This is a genomic window from Halomonas sp. DP4Y7-1 (assembly GCF_019800705.1).
GTDB classification, from domain to species: Bacteria; Pseudomonadota; Gammaproteobacteria; order Pseudomonadales; family Halomonadaceae; genus Halomonas; species Halomonas litopenaei_A.
This window is the reverse complement of sequence record NZ_JAHVKS010000001.1, coordinates 91,615-117,870: the sequence shown is the minus strand read 5'-3', so window position 1 is coordinate 117,870 and position 26,256 is coordinate 91,615. Positions and strand designations below refer to the sequence as shown.

General features: G+C 61.3%; 17 protein-coding genes and 3 tRNA genes. 3 read left to right on the top strand and 17 right to left on the bottom strand.

Annotated elements, in window-relative coordinates:
- Positions 1-7: 7 nt before the first annotated feature.
- Both oadA and KUV72_RS00475 read right to left on the bottom strand, forming a co-directional pair.
- The gene (gene oadA / locus KUV72_RS00480) at positions 8-1,831 is read right to left on the bottom strand and encodes a sodium-extruding oxaloacetate decarboxylase subunit alpha (protein WP_222237077.1); all 1,824 of its coding nucleotides are present in this window, start codon (positions 1,829-1,831) and stop codon (positions 8-10) included.
- Between the two features lie 128 nt (positions 1,832-1,959).
- The gene (locus KUV72_RS00475; RefSeq protein WP_206940179.1) at positions 1,960-2,202 is read right to left on the bottom strand and encodes an OadG family transporter subunit; all 243 of its coding nucleotides are present in this window, start codon (positions 2,200-2,202) and stop codon (positions 1,960-1,962) included.
- Between the two features lie 187 nt (positions 2,203-2,389).
- On the opposite strand from KUV72_RS00475, the gene KUV72_RS00470 reads away from it, so the two are divergent.
- Positions 2,390-3,388 carry a tRNA dihydrouridine synthase gene (locus KUV72_RS00470; RefSeq protein ID WP_222237076.1) on the top strand — a complete coding sequence of 333 codons (999 nt, stop codon included), beginning with the start codon at positions 2,390-2,392 and terminating at the stop codon, positions 3,386-3,388.
- A 247-nt stretch (positions 3,389-3,635) separates the two neighbouring features.
- Here KUV72_RS00470 and KUV72_RS00465 read toward each other — a convergent pair.
- The 10 genes from KUV72_RS00465 to KUV72_RS00420 all read right to left on the bottom strand — a co-directional run bounded on the left by KUV72_RS00465 (position 3,636) and on the right by KUV72_RS00420 (position 11,545).
- Positions 3,636-3,712, bottom strand: a tRNA-Arg gene (locus KUV72_RS00465).
- Between the two features lie 95 nt (positions 3,713-3,807).
- Positions 3,808-3,884 (bottom strand) — tRNA-Arg (locus tag KUV72_RS00460).
- A 94-nt stretch (positions 3,885-3,978) separates the two neighbouring features.
- Positions 3,979-4,071: transfer RNA gene (locus KUV72_RS00455), tRNA-Ser, on the bottom strand.
- An 85-nt stretch (positions 4,072-4,156) separates the two neighbouring features.
- Positions 4,157-4,351, bottom strand: coding sequence for a carbon storage regulator CsrA (gene csrA, locus KUV72_RS00450; RefSeq protein ID WP_206940183.1), 195 nt, complete (start codon positions 4,349-4,351; stop codon positions 4,157-4,159).
- A 192-nt stretch (positions 4,352-4,543) separates the two neighbouring features.
- Positions 4,544-5,794, bottom strand: a complete 1,251-nt coding sequence (locus KUV72_RS00445; protein WP_206940185.1) for an aspartate kinase — start codon at positions 5,792-5,794, stop codon at positions 4,544-4,546.
- A gap of 129 nt (positions 5,795-5,923) precedes the next feature.
- Positions 5,924-8,530, bottom strand: coding sequence for an alanine--tRNA ligase (alaS, locus tag KUV72_RS00440; protein ID WP_222237075.1), 2,607 nt, complete (start codon positions 8,528-8,530; stop codon positions 5,924-5,926).
- Positions 8,531-8,747: 217 nt separating this feature from the next.
- Entirely contained in the window at positions 8,748-9,227 is a 480-nt protein-coding gene (locus tag KUV72_RS00435) for a regulatory protein RecX (protein ID WP_222237074.1), read from the bottom strand.
- A 169-nt stretch (positions 9,228-9,396) separates the two neighbouring features.
- The gene (gene recA / locus KUV72_RS00430) at positions 9,397-10,470 is read right to left on the bottom strand and encodes a recombinase RecA (protein ID WP_206940191.1); all 1,074 of its coding nucleotides are present in this window, start codon (positions 10,468-10,470) and stop codon (positions 9,397-9,399) included.
- A gap of 225 nt (positions 10,471-10,695) precedes the next feature.
- Positions 10,696-11,187, bottom strand: a complete 492-nt coding sequence (locus KUV72_RS00425; RefSeq protein WP_206940201.1) for a CinA family protein — start codon at positions 11,185-11,187, stop codon at positions 10,696-10,698.
- 199 nt (positions 11,188-11,386) lie between these two features.
- On the bottom strand, positions 11,387-11,545 hold the full coding sequence (locus KUV72_RS00420; RefSeq protein WP_206940204.1) for a YqaE/Pmp3 family membrane protein: 159 nt from the start codon (positions 11,543-11,545) through the stop codon (positions 11,387-11,389).
- 372 nt (positions 11,546-11,917) lie between these two features.
- On the opposite strand from KUV72_RS00420, the gene mutS reads away from it, so the two are divergent.
- Positions 11,918-14,506 (top strand): DNA mismatch repair protein MutS, encoded by a 2,589-nt coding sequence (gene mutS, locus KUV72_RS00415; RefSeq protein WP_409995872.1) that lies wholly within the window; start codon positions 11,918-11,920, stop codon positions 14,504-14,506.
- Positions 14,507-14,756: 250 nt separating this feature from the next.
- Entirely contained in the window at positions 14,757-15,080 is a 324-nt protein-coding gene (gene fdxA / locus KUV72_RS00410) for a ferredoxin FdxA (protein ID WP_206940206.1), read from the top strand.
- An 834-nt stretch (positions 15,081-15,914) separates the two neighbouring features.
- On the opposite strand, the gene eno is transcribed toward fdxA, so the two are convergent.
- From eno to gltB, 5 genes are all read right to left on the bottom strand, one after another.
- The gene (gene eno, locus KUV72_RS00405; protein ID WP_222161595.1) at positions 15,915-17,210 is read right to left on the bottom strand and encodes a phosphopyruvate hydratase; all 1,296 of its coding nucleotides are present in this window, start codon (positions 17,208-17,210) and stop codon (positions 15,915-15,917) included.
- 105 nt (positions 17,211-17,315) lie between these two features.
- Positions 17,316-18,167: a 3-deoxy-8-phosphooctulonate synthase gene (gene kdsA / locus KUV72_RS00400; protein ID WP_206940210.1), complete on the bottom strand. Its 852-nt coding sequence runs from the start codon at positions 18,165-18,167 to the stop codon at positions 17,316-17,318.
- A 5-nt stretch (positions 18,168-18,172) separates the two neighbouring features.
- Complete coding sequence (locus tag KUV72_RS00395) at positions 18,173-19,828, bottom strand: CTP synthase (protein WP_206940212.1); 1,656 nt, start codon at positions 19,826-19,828, stop codon at positions 18,173-18,175.
- A gap of 186 nt (positions 19,829-20,014) precedes the next feature.
- Positions 20,015-21,433 (bottom strand): FAD-dependent oxidoreductase, encoded by a 1,419-nt coding sequence (locus KUV72_RS00390; RefSeq protein WP_206940214.1) that lies wholly within the window; start codon positions 21,431-21,433, stop codon positions 20,015-20,017.
- A gap of 34 nt (positions 21,434-21,467) precedes the next feature.
- Complete coding sequence (gene gltB, locus KUV72_RS00385; RefSeq protein WP_222237073.1) at positions 21,468-25,913, bottom strand: glutamate synthase large subunit; 4,446 nt, start codon at positions 25,911-25,913, stop codon at positions 21,468-21,470.
- Positions 25,914-26,256: the final 343 nt, after the last annotated feature.

Sequence of the window (26,256 nt, the reverse complement as noted above, 5' to 3'; positions counted from 1 at the left end):
CCCGTCCTTAGAGCACTACCAGTACATCACCGACAGCGACGCTGTCACCCTCAGCCACCTTCACATCGGACACGGTTCCCGACGACGCAGCGCGTACCTCTGTTTCCATCTTCATCGCTTCAAGGATGATCACCACGTCGCCCTCCGCCACGCTATCACCGGGTTTGACGTTGACCTTGAAGATGTTGCCCGCCAGCGGCGCCTGCACCGTGGCTCCGGATGAGGCCTCGCCGCCAGCGGCGGGCGCCGGAGCTGGCGTAGCGGACGCTGCTGCAGGCTGAACCTGGGAAATATCTCCCCCTTCGGCAACCTCGACCACGTAGGCGGTGCCATTGACGGTGACGGTGTAGGTGTCTGAACCACCGGACTGAACCGCCGACTTGGCCGGAGCATTGGCCGCGGGCGCTGTTGCGGCCGGCGCCGTCTCGGCTTCGGGAGCAGGCTCAAAGGCGTCTGGGTTGTCCCGGTTTTTCAAGAACTTGAGACCGATCTGCGGGAACAGTGCATAGGTCAGCACATCATCGACCTGCTGCTCCCCGTCGGCCAGGCGAATGCCATCCTGCTTGGCCTTGGCAAGCAGCTCCTCGGTCAGGCGCGGCATCTCCGCCTCAAGGCGATCCGCCGGACGCTCGGTCATCGGCGAGGCGCCCTCCAGCACACGCTGCTGCAGGTCTCGCTCGAAGGGCGCAGGCGCAGCACCGTACTCCCCTTTCAGCAGTGCCTGCACCTCCTTGGAGATAGAGGCGTACCGCTCCCCCATCATCACGTTCATGACCGCCTGGGTGCCCACAATCTGTGAAGTCGGCGTCACCAGAGGAATGAAGCCCAGGTCTTCGCGCACCCGCGGAATCTCGTTGAGTACATCGTCGAGCCGGTCACCCGCACCCTGCTCTTTCAGCTGGCTCTCCATGTTGGTCAGCATGCCACCGGGCACCTGAGCCACCAGAATGCGTGAGTCAATGCCCTTGAGAGAACCTTCAAAGGCGGCGTACTTCTTGCGCACTTCGCGGAAGTAGGCCGCAATGTCCTCGAGCGCTTCAAGATCAAGGCCGGTATCGCGGTCGGTTCCCTTGAGCATGGCCACCAAGGATTCAGTGGGGCTGTGACCGTAGGTCATGGACATGGAAGAAATGGCCGTATCGACGTTATCGACACCCGCCTCAGCCGCCTTCAGGGCCGTCGCCGACGATAGACCGGTCGTGGCGTGACAGTGCAGGTGAATGCGAATATCCAGCGCCGACTTGAGCTTGGTGACCAGCTCATAGGCATCGTAAGGCGTCAGCAAGCCCGCCATGTCCTTGATCGCCAGGGAGTCGGCCCCCATGTCAGCGATCGACTGCGCCAGCTCTACCCAGCTGTCCAGGGTGTGTACCGGACTCTTGGTATAGGAGATCGTGCCCTGGGCATGGCCGTCGTTGGCCTTCACCGCCTTGATCGCACGCTCGAGGTTGCGCGGATCATTCATGGCGTCGAAGACACGGAAAATGTCCACTCCGTTGGTCTTGGCGCGCTCGACGAAGCGATCCACCACATCGTCGGCGTAATGACGATAGCCGAGCAGATTCTGCCCGCGCAGCAACATCTGCTGTGGAGTACGTGGCATGGCCTCCTTCAACGCCCGTATCCGCTCCCACGGATCCTCACCGAGATAGCGGATACAAGCGTCAAAGGTGGCCCCACCCCACGATTCCAGTGACCAGAAGCCGATGTTGTCGAGCTTCTCGGCGATGGGCAGCATGTCATCGATGCGCATACGGGTCGCAAACAGAGACTGGTGTGCGTCTCTCAACACGACATCGGTGATGCCAAGTGGGCGTGCAGTGTCGCTCATGGTCGAGTCCTTATCATTATGGCTTGTCGATACCAAGCGCTTTCGTCGAAAATCACGGCCGCCGGCACTGTGCGAGGGAGCTCATCAACAACGTGGTTTGACGGGCCCACTGACAGCGCCTGGCAGACTCATCGCTTTTGGCGGTGACGGTGAACAGCAGCAGCGATTACCGCCATCAGGGTGTCGTCCTGCGTCGGCGCCGCTCTTGAGCGGGGAGCGGAAGCCTCGGCCACCGGCTCCGGGAAGAAGCGCCCGATGACACGCGACATCAGTGTCGTCGTGACCACCAGAACCGTAAGAAAAACAAAAACGAAGCCCATCCCAAGGGCCATGAGGGATAAACCCTCGCTAACAAGCTGTGATTCGTTCATGCGGGATCCTCCGCTTTACGACGACTAAGTTGCCTTGATCTTTCTAGATCATTCGGCTTGCGCATATTTTTTGTTGCTATACCCTGCCACACCCCCGGCGTATAGCCATGGTCTAAAGGTAGCAGTTTTGGTTGTTAATTTACTACATAGACATAGGTTGGACGAAGGTCGCATAGGGCTGGCGCCCATGGAGGGCGTCATTGATGCCAACACCCGCGACCTGCTGACCCGACAGCAGGGCTTCGACTGGACGGTCACCGAGTTTGTCCGCGTCGTTGACGCACGCCTGCCGCCCCGAGTGTTCTACAAGCACTGCCCTGAACTGGCGACGCAAGGCGTCACTACGCCGTCACGCATCCCGGTACACCTGCAATTGCTCGGCTCAGACCCGGACGCCCTGGCAGCCAACGCGCGACAAGCGCTGCGCCTGGGCGCCATCAGCCTGGACCTCAACTTTGGCTGCCCGGCCAAGCTGGTCAACCGCCACGACGGCGGCGCGTCGCTGATGCGCGACCCTCACCGCCTGGCCGCTGCTGTCACCGCAGTCCATCGGGCCGTCGGCGAGGACATCCCGGTGACCGCCAAGATCCGGCTCGGATTCTCCCACCGCCGCCTGGCCCTGGACTGCGCCCTGGCAGCGGAAGCCGCCGGCGCCAGACAGCTGGTCGTCCATGCGAGAACCCGCGACGAAGGCTATCGCCCCCCGGCCCACTGGGAGTGGATCGGCAAGATCCGCCAACGCCTGCGCATCCCGGTCGTGGCCAACGGCGACATCTTCACCCTCGAAGACTACTGGAAGGCTCGCACCCTGTCGGACTGCACCGACGTCATGCTGGGCCGCGGCGCCCTCGCCGACCCCCTCCTCGCCCCGCGCCTGAAACATTGGCAGCTCACCGGCGAGCGCCTTCCAGCCACGACCTGGGCACAGCGCGCACAAGTGCTCATGGAATATGCTGCAATGCAGCGTAGCATACTCCCGGCGAAAGTGGTGGTATCACTACTAAAGCAGTGGATGAACCACATGAGAGCCCGCGACGAGGAGTCCGCAGCCCGCTTCAAGGCCCTGAGACGCATCACCGATCTCGATGACTTTATCGCCGGTCTCTCCGCGGATACCCCCGAATCCGGCTTGCCCGCCCGCCATAGGGCACTAGACGCCAGACCACAGGCGATAGCCGCAGACTGACACCCGTTTGTGCCGAACATAAAAAAAGGCGTCCATCGAGAGATGGACGCCCAAACGATCGCGACCGGGCGGCGAGCCCGCAAGCCGGTCAGCATGAAAAAACGCGAGAGTAGACCGCTGCCACTAGCTCCTGAAGCGAGTGCACGTCACCATCGACCGACAAGCGCTCAACAGGACACTCATGTAGAACCGTCGCAGCACGGTAACAAACAGAAAACCCGCCCTCCGGGGAGAGCGGGTGAAATTCTGGCGCGCCCGGGAGGATTCGAACCTCCGACCACCTGATTCGTAGTCAGGTACTCTATCCAGCTGAGCTACGGGCGCGTGAGCAATACATCGTATTGCAGGTGACATGTGCTCATTCTTTCCTGCAGCGCTTGGCGACATCAGGACAGCACAAACCACGATGTGCAAGTGTATGGCGCGCCCGGGAGGATTCGAACCTCCGACCACCTGATTCGTAGTCAGGTACTCTATCCAGCTGAGCTACGGGCGCGTTTCACACTTACGATAACAAGACGGCAGATACGCCTTCTTGTCAGTACCCATGAAGACCTTTGACTGCCGCTACTCGCTTCACGACAGGCAAATGGCGGAGAGGGAGGGATTCGAACCCTCGATGAGGCTATAAACCCCATACTCCCTTAGCAGGGGAGCGCCTTCAGCCACTCGGCCACCTCTCCCTCATCGGCACGGTGCGTATCCTACCGAGACTTAAGGCCTTTGTCCAGCCTGTGACAAAAAAAGTTGCGCAAGGTCTCTGCGCTGTCACTCGTCATCAACGCTACCGTCATCCGCTTTCTCGCGCTGAATGCGCTGATAGATCTCTTCGCGGTGTACAGCAACGTCCTTCGGCGCATTGACGCCGATACGCACCTGGTTTCCCTTCACTCCTAGAACCGTAACGGTGATATCGTCACCGATCATCAGAGTTTCGCCGACGCGGCGTGTCAGGATAAGCATGACTGATCTCCTTCTCAGACTTGTTACGTGAGCCGCTACGCCGTCCCGTCTCCGAACGACGTGCCCTCTTTCTTGGTGGCGAGCACTAGCGACTCATGACACCTGATTGTGCCGTTTAAGGGAAGCCCCCTACCGCCGTAGCGGTACCGGGGACTCCTTAAAGCGTAGATGGTGTGCGCCGCGTCGAGGAATTTATTCGCTCTCGATGTCTGCCTTATCGAGACCAAATGCCTTGTGCAGGGCGCGCACCGCTAGCTCCATCTGCTTCTCGTCAATCACCACGGAAATCTTGATTTCCGAGGTGGACACCATGCGGATGTTGATATTTTCCTCGGCCAGCACGCGGAACATCTTCGAAGCGACCCCCGCGTGAGAGCGCATACCGACACCCACCAGTGACACCTTGGCGATGTTATCGTCTCCACGCAACTCACCGCCGCCCAGATCAGGGATAACCTGCTGCTCGAGGATGCGCATGGTCTGCTTGTAATCACCCTTGGCGACCGTAAAGGTGAAGTCAGTGTAGTCACCCGCCGGCGCAACGTTCTGCACGATCATGTCGATTTCAATGTTGGCATCGGCAATCGGACCCAGGATGCGCGAGGCCACGCCCGGCACGTCAGGAGTGTGCAGCAGGGTCAGCTTGGCTTCATTGGCGGTGAAGGCGATACCGGAAATCAGCGGTTCTTCCATGGAATCCTCGTCTTGGTCAGAGTCTGCAACGATCAGGGTGCCGGGGCCGTCTTCAAAGCTAGACAGCACACGCAGCGGGACATTGTACTTACCGGCGAATTCGACAGCGCGAATCTGCAGCACCTTGGAACCGAGACTGGCGAGCTCCAGCATCTCTTCCACGGTGATCTCATCCAGGCGCTGGGCCTTGCTGCAGACGCGGGGATCGGTGGTATAGACACCGTCTACATCGGTATAGATCTGGCACTCATCAGCCTTGAGCGCGGCCGCCAGCGCCACACCGGTGGTATCTGAACCACCACGACCGAGGGTCGTGATATTGCCTTCCGCATCGACGCCCTGGAAGCCGGCAACGACTACCACCTGCCCGGCATCCAGATCCTCGCGCATCTCATCTGTCTCGATACGCTGGATACGCGCCTTGGTGTGAGCGCTGTCGGTCATGATGCCAACCTGCGAGCCGGTGTAGGACGTCGCGGGCACTTCCAGCTTGTGTAGCGCCATGGCCAGCAGGGAAATGGTCACCTGCTCACCGGTGGACACCAGCATGTCCATCTCGCGGGGGGTAGGCTCGTCGTTGATCTCGTTGGCCAGACCGATCAGGCGATTGGTCTCGCCACTCATGGCAGATACCACCACCACGACCTGATGGCCCTGATCTCTAAAGCCCTTGACCTTCTCGGCGACCGCCTTGATCCGCTCCACCGAGCCGACCGACGTCCCACCAAACTTCTGTACGTATAGTGCCATATGCCGTCATCCTCGCTCGTTGGATTCCAATGAATGAAACTGTTGTCTCTGCGAAGCTGTATCTGCACAGCGCTGTGTCAGACAGAAAAAAGGGCCGTGGACTCTCTCGAGTCCACGACCCCGCAGGGGCTACAACCTGGCATCGAGCCAGGCGGGCACACTCTCCAGTGCGCCAGGAAGCGCCTGAACGTCACTCCCCCCTGCTTGTGCCATATCCGCGCGGCCACCACCCTTGCCACCGACCTGACTGGCGACATGATTGACGAGCTCGCCAGCCTTGACCTTGGCGGTCAGATCATCGGTGACACCGGCAATCAAGCTGACCTTGCCAGTGGCCTCATCCGCCACACCGAGCACCACGATGCCTGAGGACAGCTTGTTCTTGAGCTGATCCAGCATGCCGCGGAGTTCCTTGCCTGACACGCCCTCCAGGCGGGTGGACAGGACCTTGACGCCCTTGACCTCGACCACCTTGGCCAGCATGTCGCTGCCTGCCGCGCTGGCCAGCTTGGCCTTGAGCCGCTCCAGCTCCTTCTCGAGGCCGCGATTACGCTCCACCAAGCTCTCGACCCGCTCCTCCAGCTGTTCAGGCTTGGCCTTGAGGCGCTCGGCCACCCGCGACAGGCGCGCCTCCTGCTCGGCGAAGTGGGCCAGCGCCCCCTCTCCCGTGATCGCTTCAATACGACGCACGCCAGAGGCAATGCCGCTTTCCGCGACGATATGGCAGCAGCCGATATCGCCACTACGCGCCACGTGGGTGCCACCGCACAGCTCTATCGAGAAATCGTCGGCACCGATGGTCAGGACGCGAACGCTGTCGGCGTACTTGGCTTCGAACAGCGCCGCGGCCCCCTTCTCCTTCGCCTCATCGAGGGTCATGGTCTCGACGCGGGTCGGTGCATTGGCCAGCACCTGCTCGTTGACCAGGCGCTCCACTTCCTTGAGCTGCTCGGCGGTCATCGCCTCAAAGTGGCTGAAGTCGAAGCGCAGGCGCTCCGGCGTCACCAGCGAGCCCTTCTGCTGAACGTGCTCGCCCAACACCAGGCGCAGCGCCTTGTGCAGCAGGTGTGTGGCCGAGTGGTTACGCACGGTAGCGGCACGCAGGCTGGAATCCACCTGCGGCGTGACGTCTGCGCCCACGACCAGCTCACCCTCCAGTAGCATCCCCTGATGCAAGTGGTGGCCGGACTGCTTCTGGGTATCCTTGACCAGGAAACGACCCGAACCAAAGGACAGATAACCGGTATCCCCTACCTGCCCGCCGGATTCTCCGTAGAACGGGGTACGATCCAGCACCACCACGCCGGACTGCTCCTGGGTCAGCCGCTCCAGAGCATTGCCTTCGCTGTCATAAAGCCCGACCACGCGCGCCTGGTCGTCGAGGCGGTCATAACCGGTGAATTCGGTCGCGCCATCCAGCTCGATAGTGGCGCTGTAGTCGGCTCCAAACTGGCTGGCGGCACGGGCACGCTCGCGCTGGGCCTCCAGCTCACGGTTGAAGCCCTCTTCATCGAGCGTCACGCCACGCTCGCGACACACGTCTGCCGTCAGGTCGTAGGGGAAACCGTAGGTATCATAAAGCTTGAACACGGTCTCACCGGCCAGGGTATCCCCATCCAGTTGCGACAGTGCCTGCTCGAGCAGCCCCATCCCGTGGTCCAGGGTGCGCGCAAACTGCTCTTCTTCCTTGAGCAGCACGCGCTCGATCTGATCGCGGGCCTTGCGCAGCTCGGGATAGGCCTCGCCCATCTCGCTGTCGAGGGCCGCCACCAGCTGGTGGAAGAATGCATCCTGAGCGCCGAGCTTGTGCCCGTGGCGGATGGCACGACGAATGATCCGGCGCAGGACGTAGCCGCGCCCCTCGTTGGAAGGCAGCACGCCATCAGTGATCAGGAATGCGCAGGAGCGGATGTGATCGGCGATCACCCGCAGCGACGGGGACGCCAGATCGTCGGTACCGGTAGCCTCTGCAGCGGCCTTGAGCAGATTCTGGAACAGGTCGATCTCGTAGTTGGAGTGCACGCCCTGCATGACCGCGGCGATCCGCTCGAGGCCCATGCCGGTGTCGATGGACGGCTTGGGCAGCGGGGTCATTTCACCGCTGGCGTCACGATCGAACTGCATGAACACCAGGTTCCAGATCTCGATGTAACGGTCGCCATCCTCTTCCGGACTGCCGGGAGGACCACCCCACACCTCAGGGCCATGGTCGTAGAAGATCTCAGAGCTGGGCCCGCAGGGACCGGTGTCGCCCATCTGCCAGAAGTTGTCCTCATCCAGCTTGGAGAAGCGCTCGGGATCAATCCCGATCTCGTCCTTCCAGATGCGCTCGGCCTCATCATCACTGATGTGCACCGTGACCCACAGCTTTTCCTTAGGCAGCCCCAGCACGTCGGTCAGAAAGGTCCAGGCAAAGCCGATGGCGTCACGCTTGAAGTAATCGCCAAAACTGAAGTTGCCCAGCATCTCGAAAAAGGTGTGATGGCGAGCGGTGTAGCCGACATTGTCCAGGTCATTGTGCTTGCCTCCAGCGCGCACACAGCGCTGGGAGGAAGTGGCCCTGACATAGTCGCGGGGATCACGCCCCAGGAACACATCCTTGAACGGCACCATGCCGGCATTGGTGAACAGCAGGGTCGGGTCGTTGCCCGGCACCAGGGAGCTGGACGGCACGCGAGTGTGACCGTGCTCCTCGAAGAACCTCAGGAAGGCCTGTCTGATATCTGCGCTTTTCATGAAATACCCGTGACGATGAGCGATAGAGCGCGTCGAGCCGGCCAGCTGGCGTGGCACGCCGGCAGCTACCGGGCATGACACCACACCCCGGAGCCGTCGCAAAAGAGGACATTATAGCGTAGTTGTCAAGCGACTAAAGTGGGTCACGTAAAACACCTGCACACGAGCCCTGGGATGGGCGGACAACCACACCGCTTTATATGAGCCTTCAACGATACTAGGTATCTGCCTGAGACATGGCGCGCAGTGCCTCGCGGACGTGATCAAAATCAAACCCTCGCCCGGCCAGGAAGCGCTCTCGCCTTGCCCGCTCTTTCGGGTCGCTTGCCGGCCCTCTGCCGAATCGACGCTCGAGGGCCTCGGTCGCCAGTTGATACCAGTCCACCGACTCCTCCTGCTCTATCTCTCTCAGGGCGTCTCTGGCCAACTCCCGGTCGACCCCACGCTGCCCCAACTCCGCCAGCATCTTGACCGGCCCCTGCCCGCGCAGCACTCGTCCACGCAGAAAGCTCTCGGCGAAGCGACGATCACTCTGCAGGCCCTGCTCGGCCAGTTCGTCCAGCAGCGCTTCGACCTCATCATGCTCGTGCCCCCGGCTCAGCAACCGTGTCGCCAGCTCTTGACGACCATATTCACGCCGGGCGAGCAGTTCGACCGCCTGCTCCCGTGGCGACATCTCCGTTCTCGCCTTGCGCATGCAAGCCTCCCGTATATGCGCTGCATGACCACCAGCATTCATGCTCGGCGTGGCACGGCGCGTGCCCCACCCATCTGGTGAACGTCAAAACGCAACGGGCCCCTAGCAGGGGCCCGAATGGCGATGGAGGCCGGCGTTGCCTACCCCCACCCAGTACCGCAGCAGCGAATTACAGCAGGTCATCGCCGAAGTCGTCACCCGCTGGTGCGGCTTCCGCTTGCTTGTCCTGCTCTTCCTTCTTGGGATCTGGCTGGACCAGCAGCTGAGCACGAATCTGAGACTCGATCTCTTCCATGATCGCAGGGTTGTCTTCCAGGAACTGGGCGGCATTGGCCTTGCCCTGACCGATCTTGTTGCCCTGGTAGCTGTACCAGGCACCTGCCTTGTCCACCAGCTTGCACTGGACGCCCAGATCGACCACTTCGCCGGCGTGATAGATGCCCTTGCCGTAGAGAATCTGGAACTCGGCCTGGCGGAACGGCGGAGCCACCTTGTTCTTGACGACCTTCACCCGGGTTTCGTTACCGGTGACCTCATCGCCCTGCTTGACCGAACCGGTGCGGCGGATATCCAGGCGCACGCTGGAATAGAACTTCAGGGCGTTACCACCAGTGGTGGTTTCCGGGCTGCCGAACATCACACCAATCTTCATACGAATCTGGTTGATGAACACCACCATGCAGTTGGCGTTCTTGATGTGGCCGGTAATCTTGCGCAGCGCCTGGGACATCAGACGCGCCTGGAGACCCACGTGGGAATCCCCCATTTCGCCTTCAATCTCTGCTCTGGGAGTCAGGGCCGCCACCGAGTCGATGATGATCACGTCCACACCGCCGGAACGGACCAGCATGTCGCAGATTTCCAGGGCTTGCTCGCCGGTATCCGGCTGGGAGACCAGCAGATCATCCAGGTTGACGCCGAGCTTTTCTGCATAGCTCGGGTCAAGGGCGTGCTCAGCATCGATAAAGGCACAGGTCTTGCCGTCCTTTTGTGCCTGAGCGATCACCGACAGCGTCAGCGTGGTCTTGCCCGAGGATTCCGGGCCAAAGATTTCCACGACGCGCCCGTAAGGCAGACCGCCAATGCCCAGGGCGATATCCAGACCCAAGGAGCCGGTGGACACCGACGGCATGACCACCCTGGGGGCATCGCCCAGACGCATGACCGTGCCCTTGCCAAACTGGCGATCGATCTGAGAAAGAGCGGCGTCAAGCGCCTTGCTGCGGTTTTGATCCTGCGCCATTTCGGAGCTCCTGTAGACAATGGATCGGGGCCGAACGGCGTGTCCTGGTCCCCATCGGGCCCTGCGCCGGACCCTGGCAATTACTGTATGACTGAACAGTAGTATGACGAAAAAATGCGCTGACCACCACCCCTGCTCCAGGCCTATTGCTGCCATCGGAGTCCAATGCCAGCGAGCCGCCGGCCGCCAACATCGTCACCCTGGGGGCTAACGCTAGCCTTGGCGTTAGCTCAGCCGATCAATCAGCCCCTGCAGCGCGTAGGCAATGGCTTGGCGGCGCACGTCATCGCGATTTCCTGCAAAGTGGCAACGTTCTGCCACGCACACGCCATCTGCGGCAAAGGCAAACCAGACCGTGCCCACCGGCTTATGGTCGCTGCCCCCACCAGGCCCCGCAACACCACTGATGGCGACGCCATGGGATGCGCCACTTTCGGCACATGCTCCAGCCACCATGGCTTCGACCACTGACTCACTGACGGCCCCGTGGCGCTCCAGCAAGGCCAACGGCACCCCCAGCAGGCGCTGTTTGGCGGCATTGGAATAGGTCACATAGCCCGTCTCGAAGTAGTCCGAGCTGCCTGCGATATCGGTGATCGCGGTGGCCACGCCGCCACCGGTGCAGGACTCGGCGGTGGTCACCTGGACCTGACGCTTGAGGCACAGTTCACCCAAGCGACTCGACAGCACTCGGATATCTTCTGGTGCAGGCGTCATGGAGATAGCTCCTGAAGTGAAGGTGGGGGGGGGGGCACGGGTCGCAACAATGGGGCCGCAACGATGGGGCCGCGACGTCATGCAGGCGCGCGGGATACGTCGCCAACATCGTGCCCGCAACTCGGGATCAACGCATTGCGGCGACCTCAGTCGCCGCAATGTGCTCTACCGCCGATCACAGGATTGACGACGAGGCCACCTAGCGCCTCGCGATAATCCACACCGCGTGAACGATCCCGGGAATATAGCCGAGAAGCGTCAGCAGGATGTTCAGCCAGAAGTGCAGACCGAAGCCAACTTGCAGGAAGACACCCAGCGGGGGCAGCAGGATGGCCAGAATGATGCGAATAACGTCCATATACTTGCTCCTTTATTCAACGTCCTTGAATCATCACCCAACTTGGATCATCGCCCAAGAGGGATCGGGAAGCGTGGTCCTTGCCGTGACATCTGTTGGCTGATGCTCCCAGGGGCAGCGGTGACTCCGTCACCGCCTTTGCTCGCGCCCTGAGGCATACCACCTAGGGTAGCCGGAGATCTCTCCGACAAACAGATGCCGTGTCGCGCATGCATCATATTGCCATGATGTAGGCGGTTCTATCATCCCCCTCCGTCGTCCTGGCTGCGCTACAGATCGGCCCGTCGGCCATGCTATCCTTATGGGCTTTCGTCGGCCTTGTTCCGACCGATCCTCGCTTTATCCATCCGCCCACCAGCGCATTGAGATTCCATGAACGACATGGCCAAGCCCAGTGCTCCCAGCCATACGCCGATGATGACCCAGTACCTCAGGATCAAGCGCGAGCATCCTGACGTCCTGCTGTTCTATCGTATGGGGGACTTCTACGAACTGTTCTACGATGACGCCAAGCGCGCCGCGGCACTGCTTGATATCACGCTGACACAGCGTGGCCAGTCAGCAGGCAAGCCGATTCCCATGGCCGGTATTCCCTACCATAGCGCCGAGGGGTATCTGGCTCGCCTGGTCAGTGCGGGCGAATCGGTGGCCATCTGCGAGCAGATCGGTGACCCGGCGACGTCCAAGGGCCCGGTAGAGCGTCAAGTGGTGCGGATCGTCACCCCAGGCACCCTGCATGATGAGGCACTGCTGGATGCACGCCGCGACAACCTGCTGGTGGCGGTAGCTCCCCATGGCGACCACCTTGGTCTGGCCTGGCTGGAGGTCTCCAGCGGACGCTTCAGCGTGCTGGAGGTCGACAGCGAAACCGAAATGCTGTCCGAGCTGACGCGCCTGGATCCGGCCGAACTGCTGGTGCCGGAAAGCCTGGAACTACCCGCCTCCATGTCCGAGCGACGCGGGCTTCGACGCCAGAGTGACTGGCTGTTCGATCATGAAAGTGCGCACCGGGTATTGTGTGATCAGTTCCGGGTTCAGGACCTCAAGGGGTTTGGTTGCGCACACCTGCACTCCGCCATCATTGCGGCTGGTGTGCTGATGGACTACGCCAGGGACACTCAGCGCAGCGCCCTGCCCCATGTCACCGCGATCGGTGTGGAAAACCGTGACGATAGCGTGGTCATTGATGCTGCAAGCCGGCGCAACCTGGAGATTGACATCAACCTGGGGGGTACCAGCGACAACACCCTCGCCAGCGTCCTGGACACCACCACCACGGCAATGGGCTCGCGCCTGCTCAAGCGTTGGCTGAACCGCCCGCTGCGAGACAGGCAGCAGGTCATGGGACGTCAATCCGCGATCAGCTTGCTGCTGGACCAGGAAGGCTACGAGCCACTGCGCGACGAGTTGAAGGCCATTGGCGACATCGAACGCATCCTGGCCAGGGTGGCGCTGGGCAGCGCTCGCCCGCGGGACCTGGCGAGACTGAGAGACGCCTTCAATGCGTTACCCGCTCTGCGCGATCAACTGGCTGGCTACGCTGAAGGCACCACGCTTGACGAACTGCGCGTCCATATCCAGCCATTTCCCGAGCTGGCGGACCTGCTCACCCGTGCGCTGATCGACAACCCCCCGGTGGTCATTCGGGATGGGGGCGTGATCGCTGACGGTTTCGACAGTGAACTAGACGAACACAGAGGGCTGGCAGAGCACGCCGGTGACTACCTCGTGCAACTGGAAGCACGGGAGCGGGCACGCACCGGACTCGCCGGGCTCAAGGTGGGGTACAACCGCGTCCATGGCTACTTCATCGAGATTCCTCGAGCCCAGGCCAAGGAAGCCCCTGCGGACTATATCCGGCGCCAGACACTGAAGAACGCAGAGCGCTTCATCATCCCGGAGCTCAAGGAGTTCGAGGACAAGGCGCTATCCGCCAAATCCCGCGCACTGGCCCGGGAAAAGCTGCTTTATGATGGCCTGATCGACAGCCTCAACGCGGAGCTCGCTCGCCTGCAGGCCACCGCCAGAGCACTGTCCTCCCTTGATGTGCTATGCGCCCTGGCCGAACGCGCACGGGCACTGGATTTTGTACGCCCCACGCTCGCTGATGTGGCCGGGTTCGATATTCGCGGTGGACGCCACCCGGTCGTCGAACAGGTCAGTGACACGCCATTCGTGCCCAACGACCTGCTGATGGACGACGACCGCCGCATGCTGGTCATTACCGGCCCCAACATGGGCGGTAAATCGACCTACATGCGTCAGGCCGCGTTGATCACCCTGCTCGCCCACTGTGGCAGCTTCGTTCCCGCTGACAGTGCCACCATCGGCCCGGTGGACCGCATCTTTACCCGCATAGGGTCCAGCGATGACCTGGCCGGTGGCCGCTCCACCTTCATGGTGGAAATGACCGAGACTGCCAACATCCTGCACAACGCCACAGATCACAGCCTGGTCTTGATGGACGAAATTGGCCGCGGCACCAGTACCTTTGATGGACTGTCGCTGGCCTGGGCCAGTGCCGAACACCTGACCCACACGCGGGCCTTCACCCTGTTTGCCACCCACTATTTCGAAATGACCGCTCTGGCCGGAGATTCTGCTGCGGTGGCCAATGTGCACTTGACCGCCGCTGAGCACAATGAAGGCATCGTGTTCATGCACCGGGTGGAAGAAGGCCCAGCCAGCCAAAGCTACGGTCTCCAGGTCGCGCAACTGGCCGGCGTCCCCCACTCCGTCATCGCCGAAGCCAGGATCAAGCTCGCCGCGCTGGAGCAGCAGGAAGTGGATCATGGACAAGGCCCGTCCAGCCTGTCGCGAGCGGAGCCTGCGCCCCAGCAGGCAGACCTGTTCGCCAGCACGCCTCACCCCTTGATCGAAGAGCTCGAGCAACTGGCCATCGATGAACTGTCACCGCGTCAGGCACTGGAGCTTCTATACCGCTGGAAATCGTCAGTATGACCGTGCACCCCGCGCTTGCCCCTACAGAAGTGCGGGTCTAGAATGTGGCACCCAAGGACTGTACATTATAAGAAAGCCATTTCCATATAACTTTAAGGCTTAACACGCGACAGGCGAAACGACGCTCAGCTCCTCTGCGTCGGGGCGCGAGCTACCCATGATCCGGAGCGTCGCCATGGCGACCTTTCGGGCGCAAGTGACCAATGATTGAGCGGCCAGCACCGAACTGGCCCGAGGAAGGGAGACTGGCATGACATTCGTCGTCACCGAAAACTGCATCAAGTGCAAGTACACCGATTGCGTCGAGGTCTGCCCGGTGGACTGCTTCTACGAGGGTCCCAATTTTCTGGTGATCCACCCGGACGAATGTATCGACTGCGCCCTGTGTGAGCCCGAGTGCCCGGCCGAGGCCATCTACTCCGAGGATGAGCTACCCGAGGGCCAGGAGGCGTTCATCGAGATCAATGCGGAGCTTTCCGAGGTGTGGCCCAACATCACCGAAAAGAAAGATCCACCGGAAGACGCCGAGCAGTGGGACGGCAAGACAGGCAAGCTGGAGCAGCTCGAACGCTGATCTGGCACGACAAGCCACTACCTGCTCAACACAATAGCCGCCCAACGAGGCGGCTATTGTGTTGCTGGCGGTGTGGCGAGCATCCTTAAGACGATACCTCCATGGCGCTCGCTTGCCCGGCCATCAGGCGTCTCTCCGAACTCGGCTGGCCGTTTTCACTGTCCAGACGACCTGTCCAAACCACCTGCCCGGACCCTCTGTTCAGGACAGCTGTTCGAGCCGACCGCACAGGCCACCAGGCCCAGCATCTCGTCACGACAGCCAACCTGCTGGCATAAAAAAAGGCGGCCCGTAGGCCGCCCGCTCCAAGCATTTCCTTGGGCGGCTCCCTCCGCCCGACTCCCTGAGTGCCCTCCGTGCCCAGAAGCGACATCCTGTCGCACCAGGCGCACTCTTGACTCTAGAACGCATCCCGAAAACACCCAACTGAATCGAACGTCGAGCCACATGCCGTAGTGGTCCTGCGATCGGCGTTCCATGCCTGCCTGTTGTTGCCGAACCTGTCTACCTCCATGCAGACGAATCCGACCACCCTAGGCGTCTCGCAGTCCTGGCAAGCAGCCTGATGCCGCGAAGCCTGACCTCTCGATTCATGAGTGCATTCTGTCAGCTTTGGGCATCATCTCAAGTCGCCTTATTTTGCAGTGCGACATGTCCTACGTGACACGCTTCTTTGCGACCCCCCAAAAAATATATAGAAATGAATAACATAAAAAAGGCCCGCGGTAACATCGCGGGCCTCTTCGGGTCATATGGGGTTAATGTCCTACATAAAATGTAGTCAATGTCTTACAAGATGTGAGGACACAACCACCGCAAAGGTATTATCAAACCCTACGCCTGTCCCTTGATCGCCGCGCGACCTGGGTAAGTAGCGCGCTCTCCCAGCTCCTGCTCGATGACCAGAAGGCGGTTGTACTTGGCGACACGATCACTACGGCACAACGAACCCGTCTTGATCTGGCCCGCGCAAGTGCCTACCGCCAGGTCGGCGATGGTCGTGTCTTCGGTTTCACCGCTACGGTGGGAGATGACCGCCGTGAAACCCGCGTCCTGTGCCATGCGGATGGCATCCAGCGTTTCGGACAGCGAACCAATCTGATTGAACTTGATCAGGATGGAGTTGCCGATGGATTCATCGATACCACGCTTCAGAATCCGCGTATTGGTCACGAACAGGTCGTCACCGACCAGCTGGACACGGTCTCCCAGCTTGGCAGTCAGAGACTTCCAGCCGTCCCAGTCGGACTCGTCCAAGCCGTCCTCGATGGACACGATCGGATACTCGTCGGCCAGACCCACCAGGTAATCACCGAAGCCTTCGGCGTCGAAGCGCTTGTCCTCGCCTGCCAGCACGTACTGGCTGTCCTTGTAGAACTCACTGGCGGCACAGTCCAGCGCGAGAGTGATGTCCTTGCCGAGCTCGTAGCCAGCGTCCTCGACGGCCTGCTTGATGACCGCCAGCGCCTCGGCATTGGAAGACAGGTTAGGGGCAAAGCCACCTTCATCACCTACGGCGGTGGCAAGACCCCGCGACGACAGCACCTTCTTCAAGGCATGGAAGATCTCGGCACCGGCGCGCAGGCCTTCACGGAAGCTGGCGGCACCTACCGGCTGCACCATGAACTCCTGAATGTCGACGTTGTTGTCGGCATGCTCGCCACCGTTGAGGATGTTCATCATCGGCACCGGCATCAGGTACTGCCCCGGCTGGCCGTACAGCTCAGCGATGTGGGCGTACAGCGGTACGCCCTTGGCGTTGGCAGCTGCCTTGGCGGCGGCCAGTGACACCGCCAGGATAGCGTTGGCGCCCAGGTTTTCCTTGTTGTCGGTACCATCGAGCTCGAGCATGGCGTCGTCCAGGCCACGCTGATCACGCGCATCCATGCCCACCAGAGCGTCACGAATCTTGCCATTGACCGCGTCGACGGCCTTGAGCACACCCTTGCCCAGGTAACGACCCTTGTCGCCGTCACGCAGCTCCAGCGCCTCGCGGGAGCCGGTGGAGGCGCCGCTCGGCGCGCAGGCGACGCCCACGGCGCCGCTTTCCAGGCGCACTTCTGCCTGGACGGTGGGGTTACCGCGTGAATCCAGCACCTCTAGGGCGCGAATATCGACGATCTTGGTCATCTCGATGGGTCCTTGTGGGTGATAAAGCTCGTGTCAGCGTTGTCGATCTACTCTGGACGTGCCATAGGCCCTTGGGTCAGGCCCGTCAGGCTATCAGAGGTAGCGCTAGCGTATCTCGATGGACGGAAGCTGTTTCACGACGTCGTCCAACGTCTTGATCTGTGCCAGGAAGGGCTCGAGTCTATCAAGCGGCAAGGCACATGGGCCGTCACATTTTGCCGAGTCGGGATCCGGGTGCGCTTCCAGGAAGAGCCCGGCGATACCGACGGCAACCCCGGCACGGGCCAGGTCCAGCACCTGCGCACGGCGTCCGTCCGCACTGTCGGCGCGTCCGCCCGGACGCTGCAGTGAGTGGGTGACGTCAAACAACAGCGGAAAGCCGGTGTCCTTCATCTCGCCGAAACCGAGCATATCGACGACCAGGTTGTTGTAGCCAAAGCTGGAACCGCGCTCGCACAGCAGCAGCCGCTCGTTGCCGGCCTCACGGAACTTGGTGATGATGTGGCGCATCTCGTGGGGGGCAAGAAACTGGGGCTTCTTGATGTTGACCACCGCCCCGGTCTCGGCCATCGCCACCACCAGATCCGTCTGGCGCGCCAGAAACGCCGGCAGCTGGATGACGTCAGCCACCTCAGCGGCGGGCGCCGCCTGGTAGGGCTCATGAACGTCAGTAATCACCGGCACATTGAAGCGCGACTTCACCTCGTCGAGGATCGCAAGCCCCTTGTCCAACCCAGGCCCACGGAAGGAATGCACCGAGCTGCGATTGGCCTTGTCGAAGCTCGCCTTGAACACATAAGGGATATCGAGCTTGCCGGTCACCTCGACGTAGGCCTCGGCCACCTCGAGCGCCAGCTCGCGGGATTCAAGCACATTCATCCCGGCAAACAGCACCAGGGGCAACGAATTGCCGGCCCTCAGGCCGGCAAACTCGATAATACGCTGGGCGTCAGACATCAGTATCACTCCTGATGGGTGGACTGGGCGCGGGTGCGCTTGGCCTTGTGCCCGAGTGCCGCATTGACGAAACCGGTAAACAGCGGGTGCCCGTCACGCGGCGTCGAGGTGAATTCCGGATGGAACTGACACGCCACGTACCAGGGGTGATCCGGCAGCTCGACCATTTCCACCAGGGAGTTGTCGACGCTGCGACCAGAGATGACCAGTCCTGTCTTCTCGAGCTCTTCAATAAACTGGTTATTGACCTCGAAACGATGGCGATGACGCTCGACGATGACCTCGTCGCCGTAGGCGTCACGCGCCTTGGACCCCTTGGCCAGCCGGCACTCCTGGCCGCCCAGGCGCATGGTGCCGCCGAGATCGGAGGCCTCATCACGGATTTCGATCTTGCCCTCCGGATTGAGCCACTCGGTGATCAGGCCCACCACCGGATGCTGGGTATCGTGGGTGAACTCGGTGGAGTTGGCATCGTCCCAACCTGCCACATGCCGAGCGTACTCGATCACCGCTACCTGCATCCCCAGGCAAATGCCCAGGTAAGGAATGTCGTTTTCACGGGCGAAGCGCGCGGTGGCAATCTTGCCTTCGACCCCGCGCTCACCAAAACCACCCGGCACAAGAATCGCGTCCTTGCCTGCCAGCCGCTCGGTGCCGTGACGCTCGATATCCTCGGAGTCGATGTAGTCGACGTTGACCTTCACGCGGGTCTGAATACCCGCGTGGATCAAGGCTTCGTTGAGCGACTTGTAGGCGTCCAGCAGCTCCATGTACTTGCCGACCATGGCGATGTTGACCGACTTCAGCGGATTGAGCTTGGCATCGAGCACCTTGACCCACTCGCTCAGATCGGCCTCGCGGGCTTCCAGACGCAGCTTGTCGCAGACGATGTCATCAAGGCCGTGCTCGTGCAGCATCAGCGGAATGCGATAGATAGTGTCGGCATCCTGAAGCGGCACCACCGCACGCTCTTCGACATTGGTGAACAGCGCAATCTTGCGACGCTCGGTCTCTTCCAGCTCGACCTCGCTGCGGCAGATCAGGATGTCCGGCTGGATACCGATAGAGCGCAGTTCCTTGACGGAGTGCTGGGTCGGCTTGGTCTTGGTCTCACCCGCCGTCTGGATGTACGGCACCAGGGTCAGGTGCATGAAGATGGCGTTACTGGCGCCCTTCTCGCTGCGGATCTGACGGATGGACTCAAGGAACGGCAGTGACTCGATGTCGCCAACGGTACCGCCGATCTCGACCAGCGCTACGTCGAACCCTTCACCACCCTCGTACACGCGACGCTTGATTTCGTCGGTGATGTGCGGAATAACCTGCACCGTACCACCGAGGTAGTCACCACGGCGCTCCTTGCGCAGCACGTGCTCGTACACTCGGCCGGTGGTGAAGTTGTTGGCCTGGGTCATCTTGGTCCGGATGAAGCGCTCGTAGTGACCCAGATCCAGGTCCGTCTCTGCGCCATCCTCGGTGACGAACACCTCGCCGTGCTGGAAAGGGCTCATCGTGCCCGGATCCACGTTGATGTACGGGTCGAGCTTGAGCATGGTGACCTTGAGGCCGCGAGCCTCGAGAATCGCCGCCAGCGAGGCCGACGCAATGCCCTTGCCAAGAGAGGACACAACGCCGCCGGTCACGAAGATATATCGTGTCATGGAGAACCTGTCGAAACGTGATCGGTAGGCCCGGCAGGAAGCCGCGCCAGGATGGGACGACAGACTAGCAGAATTCGATCAACGGCTCAATTTGCACAACAGGGAAGCTTCTTCTCTCTGCCCAACTCACCAGCGCTTCGGCGCCCGCCCACCTGATCGAACGGGCGCCAGCATCACTCTCGGCTTCTAGATATCGAGGTAGTCGAGGATGCCCTCGCCCGCCTGGCGGCCTTCATACACAGCGGTCACCACGAGATCGGAGCCGCGTACCATGTCACCACCGGCGAAGATCTTTTCATTGGTGGTCTGGAAAGCAAAGCTGCCGTGCTCCGGCGCTTTCACCCGGCCACGCTCGTCAACCTCGATACCAAAGGTCTCGAACCAGGGGGCCGGACTAGGCTGAAAACCGAAGGCAATGACCACGGCGTCCGCCGCAATGATTTCCTCGGATCCTGGCACCACTTCAGGACGACGACGTCCGTTCTCGTCGGCCTCGCCCAGTCGCGTGCGCACCACCTTGACGCCTTCGACTCGCTCCTCACCGACGACCGCCACCGGCTGCCGATTGAACAGGAAGTCGACACCTTCCTCCCGGGCATTGGCCACCTCGCGACGGGAACCCGGCATGTTCTCTTCATCACGACGATAAGCGCAGGTGACTTCCCTGGCACCCTGCCGGATGGCGGTACGGTTGCAGTCCATGGCCGTGTCGCCGCCACCCAGCACCACCACCCGCTGGCCTTCCAGAGACACGAAGTCCTCGGGGTTCTTTTCGAAGCCCAGACGATGATTGACGTTGGCGATCAGGTAGTCGAGCGCCTTGTGCACGCCGGGCAGGTCCTCGCCGGGGAAGCCACCTTCCATGTAGGTGTAGGTGCCCATGCCGAGGAACACCGCGTCGTACTTCTCGAGCAGCTCGTCGAAGGCAATGTCCTTGCCGACTTCAACGCCCAGGCGGAATTCCACGCCCATCTCCTCGAATACAGCGCGACGACGCTCCATGACGGTCTTTTCAAGCTTGAATTCCGGAATACCGAAGGTCAGCAGACCACCGATCTCGGCGTACTTGTCATACACCACCGGCTTGACCCCATTGCGCACCAGAATGTCTGCACAGCCGAGCCCGGCGGGTCCGGCACCGATGATGGCGACCTTCTTGTCGGTCCAGGTCACCTGACTCATGTCCGGGCGCCAGCCCATGGCAAAGGCCGTGTCCGTGATGTATTTCTCCACGGAGCCGATGGTCACGGCGCCAAAGCCATCATTGAGGGTGCAGTCACCCTCGCACAGGCGATCCTGGGGGCACACCCTGCCGCATACCTCGGGCAGCGAATTGGTGCGGTGAGACAGCTCTGCCGCCTCGAGAATGTTGCCCTCGCTGACCAGTTGCAGCCAGTTGGGGATATAGTTGTGAACAGGGCACTTCCATTCACAGTAGGGATTGCCGCAGTGCAAGCAGCGATGGGCCTGACTCGCCGCATCCATGGGCTTGAACGGTTCGTAGATTTCAGCGAACTCACGGGCGCGGGTGCGCGCCGCCTTCTTCTGCGGATCCTGACGACCGACGTCGATGAACTGGAAGTCGTTGCTCAAACGGTTTGCCATGATGTTCTCCTGCCTTGTTCGGGACGCCGTCGGGTTATTCGGGCTGACGCGTGGACTGGGCGAGCAGACCGCTCAGGCTCGCCGCCTTGGGCTTCACCAGCCAGAAATGGCGGATGAAGTCGCTGAAGTCCTCGAGGATCGCCTGGCCGCGTTGTGAGCCGGTCTCGGCAACATATTCCTCGATGGTCTCCCTCAGGTGTCTCCGGTAGGCCTCCATGGCCTCGGTATTGACGCGATGGATCTCCACCAGCTCGTGGTTGTAGCGATCCACAAAACAGCGATCTTCGTCGAGCACGTAGGCAAAGCCGCCGGTCATGCCTGCACCGAAGTTGACGCCAGTTTCACCGAGCACGCAGACGATGCCGCCGGTCATGTACTCACAGCAGTGATCGCCAGAGCCTTCGATGACCGCATGGGCACCGGAGTTGCGCACGCCAAAGCGCTCGCCGGCCGTGCCCGCGGCGAACAGCTTGCCGCCGGTCGCGCCGTACAGGCAGGTATTGCCGATGATCGCTGTCTTGTGGCTGTCGAACTGACTGTTCTTCGGCGGCGTGATGACGATCTTGCCACCATTCATGCCCTTGCCGACGTAGTCGTTGGCATCCCCTTCCAGGTACAGGTTGAGCCCGCGAGCGTTCCATACACCAAAGCTCTGACCCGCCACGCCGGTAAAGCGTGCCGTCACCGGGGCATCGTCGAGACCGGCCTCGCCATACTGCTTGGCAATGGCGCCAGAGGTCAGCGCCCCCACCGAACGGTCACAGTTGGTGATGGTGAAGGACACGTCTGCCCCGGCCTTGGACTCGATCGCCGACTTGAGCGCATCGAGCACCTCGAGGTTCTTGGCACCAGGGTCATGTGGCACGTTGCGGCTGACCTGGCAGGACTGGGGCGCATCTGCCGGCACGTGATCGTTGGCCAGCAACGGCGTCAGGTCCAGCTTGTTCTGCGACGGTGTCAGGCCTTCAAACACCTCCAGCAGATCGGTGCGGCCAATCAGGTCGGTGAGCTTGCGCACCCCTACGAGCGCCATCAGCTCACGCACTTCTTCAGCAATGAAGCGGAAATAATGCTTGACCATGTCCACCGTGCCGCGGAAGTGTTCATCACGCAGATACTGCATCTGGGTCGCCACGCCGGTGGCGCAGTTGTTCAGGTGACAGATGCGCAGGTACTTGCAGCCCAGGGCCACCATCGGCGCCGTACCAAAGCCGAAGCTCTCGGCACCGAGAATCGCCGCCTTGATCACGTCGAGACCGGTCTTCAGACCGCCGTCGGTCTGCAGTCGAATCTTGTCGCGCAGGCCGTTGATACGCAGCGCCTGATGCACTTCCGGCAAGCCTAGCTCCCAGGGCGAACCGGCATGCTTGATGGAGGTCAGCGGACTTGCCGCGGTACCACCGTCATAACCGGACACGGTGATCAAGTCTGCATACGCCTTGGCCACACCGGTCGCGATGGTGCCGATACCCGGCTCAGACACCAGCTTCACCGAGACCTGGGCATCAGGATTGACCTGCTTGAGGTCGAAGATCAGCTGAGCCAGGTCCTCGATGGAATAGATATCGTGATGTGGCGGCGGCGAGATCAAGGTCACCCCCGGCACCGAGTAGCGCAGACGGGCAATCAGCTCGTTCACCTTGCCACCCGGCAACTGGCCGCCTTCACCAGGCTTGGCACCCTGGGCGACCTTGATCTGCAGCACCTCGGCATTGACCAGATAGGCCGGAGTGACGCCAAAACGACCAGAGGCGATCTGCTTGATCTTGGAGCTTCTGATAGTGCCGTAACGTGAGGGATCTTCACCGCCCTCACCAGAGTTGGAGCGCCCACCGGCCTCGTTCATGGCCTGGGCCAACGCTTCATGGGCCTCAGGAGACAGTGCCCCCAGCGACATGCCGGCGCTGTCGAAGCGTGGCAGCAGGTCCTCGACCGGCTCGATCTCCTCAAGCGGAAGCGGCTCGGCGGCGGGCTTGAGCTTGAGCAGGTCACGAATGGTGGCTGGATCACGATCGTTGACCAGCTGGGCAAACTTCTTCCACTTGCTGTAGTCGCCCTCCTGCACCGCCTCCTGCAGCGCTTTCACCACATCGGGGTTGTAGGCGTGATACTCGTGCCCGTGGACGTACTTCATCAGGCCGCCCTGGGAAATACCCTTGCGCGGCTTCCAGGCGTCCTTGGCCAGCGCCACCTGGGTCAGCTGAATCTCGTTGAAGCCAGTACCCTGAATGCGCGACGCCATGCCGGTGAAACACAGATCCATGACTTCCGAGGACAGCCCCACCGCCTCAAACAGCTGGGAGCCACGGTAGGACGCCAGGGTCGAGATACCCATCTTCGACAGGATCTTGTAGAGCCCTTTTTGCAGGCCCTTGCGATAGTTCTCGCGAGCATCAGCGGGGTTGCCAGAGAGCTCACCGCTACGGTGCATATCGGCCATGACCTGATAGGCAAGCCATGGATAGACCGCCGTCGCCCCGACACCGAACAGCACCGCCATCTGATGCGCGTCGCGGGCATAGCCGGTCTCGACGATCAGGTTGACGCGAGGACGCAGGGCCTTGCGACCGAGTTCGTTATGGATCGCGCCCACCGCCAGTGCCGGATGGATCGGCACCTGCCCCTGGGGAAGGTCAGCGTCGGACAGGACCAGAATGACCTTTTGCTCATGCACCGCGGCTTCTGCCTCACGGCAAAGCTCCAGCAGCGCAGCCTTGAGCCCCTTCTCTTCCGGGTCATAGCCCAGCGACAGGGTGTGACTGGCGAAGGCGGGGTCGTCCTGACTCACCAGGGCGGTGAACTTGCGTGGCGACAGGATCGGGGTGGTCAGCACGATCCGGTGGGCGTGTTCCGGGGTCGCCTTGAACACGTTGCGCTCGGCACCGATGCAGGTCTCCAGCGACATGACGATGGCTTCACGCAGCGGATCGATGGCCGGATTGGTCACCTGGGCGAACTTTTGACGGAAGTAGTCCGAGAGCATGCGATGCTTGCCCGACAGGACCGCCATGGGGGTGTCGTCACCCATGGAGCCGACGGCTTCCTGACCGCTTTCTCCCAGCGGGCGCAGCACCTGGTCGCGCTCTTCGAAGCTCACCTGGAACATCTTCTGCTGCACCTGCAGCGTTTCAGGGTCCATGTTCTTGAAGGCGGCAAGCTCGGTCAGGGCAGACTCGAGGAACTGGGCTTCCTGCTTCAACCAGCGCTTGTAGGGATAGGCAGACTTCAGCCGCTCATCGATGTCGCTGGTGTGCAGCACCTCACCGGTCTCGGTGTCCACCGCCAGAATCTGACCGGGACCGACACGCCCCTTGGCGACCACGTCTTCGGGCTTGTAGTCGTAGGTGCCGATCTCGGAGGCCAGGGTGATGAAGCCGTTCTTGGTGATCACCCAGCGGGCCGGACGCAGGCCGTTGCGGTCAAGCATGCACAGCGCCTGACGCCCATCGGTCATGACCACGCCGGCAGGACCGTCCCACGGCTCCACGTGCATGGAGTTGTATTCGTAGAAGGCGCGCAGGTCGCCATCCATGATTTCCACGTTCTGCCAGGCAGGCGGCACCATCATGCGCACCGCACGGTGCAGCTCCATGCCACCGGTCAACAGCACCTCCAGCATATTGTCCATGCTCGAGGAGTCGGAACCGGTGGTGTTGACGATCTGGTCGAGGCTGGCGATGTCGGGCAGCCGCTCGGAGATGAAGTTCTCCTTGCGCGAGTTGGCCCAGCCACGGTTGGCCTCAATGGTGTTGATCTCGCCGTTATGAGCCAGCAGACGGAACGGCTGAGCCAGCGGCCAACGGGGGGCGGTGTTGGTGGAGAAGCGCTGGTGAAACACGCAGATAGCGGTTTCCAGGCGCTCATCACCGAGATCCTGATAGAAGGCCGGCAGATCTACCGGCATGACCAGCCCCTTGTAGGACACCACTTCACTGGACAGCGAGCTTACATAGAAGTCGGGCTCATGAATCAGGGCCTGCTCGGCCAGACGACGAGCCATGAACAGGGAAACATCAAACGCTTCTTCCCCCGCACCCGGCTCGACAAACAGCTGACGGATCCGCGGCAGGCAGTCGAGGGCCATGGGACCACAGACACTGGGGTCGACCGGCACGTCGCGCCAGCCGATGACCTTGACACCACGCTGGGTCAGGCAGTCTTCCAGTGTCTGTCGGGCGGCCGTCTCGCGCTGGTCGTCATCCGGCAGAAAGATCACCCCTACGGCGTAGCGATCCCCCAAGGCCACATCAAGGCTCTCCTGAGCCACCTGACGCATGAAGCCGTCGGGCATCTTCAACAACAGCCCGCAACCATCGCCGGTCTTGCCGTCGGCCGCGATACCACCGCGGTGGGTCATGCAGGTCAGGGACTCGATGGCAGTGCTGAGCAATTCATGGCTAGCCTGCCCTTCCATGTGGGCGATCAGGCCAAACCCGCAGTTGTCACGGAACTCGCCAGGCTGATGAAGACCTTTGTTCATGGGCGCGCCTCGGGTGAAAGGGTTGTAGTCACAGCATTTTCGCGATATTATTATCTGTTTTTCTTTTTATTTAGCGCCCGTTCGGGCCATCGCTAACTGCAGGAAAAATGGGTTCCCAGCATAGCCAGCACCCCGCCCTTGCGCAATTACCCGCGACCTCCACATAGATAAAAAAACACCGTAAATCTGAAGGTTGCACAGACATGCAAGAAAAAAAACGTATCAGGTCAACCACTTGGAAGTGTTTTCCAGCAAGTTCGACTACCCCAATTTCGCCACTAGACTTTAGTCGCAAAAACTGTCGACACCCCATGCCGATCAGGCATATGACATACTGATCGAC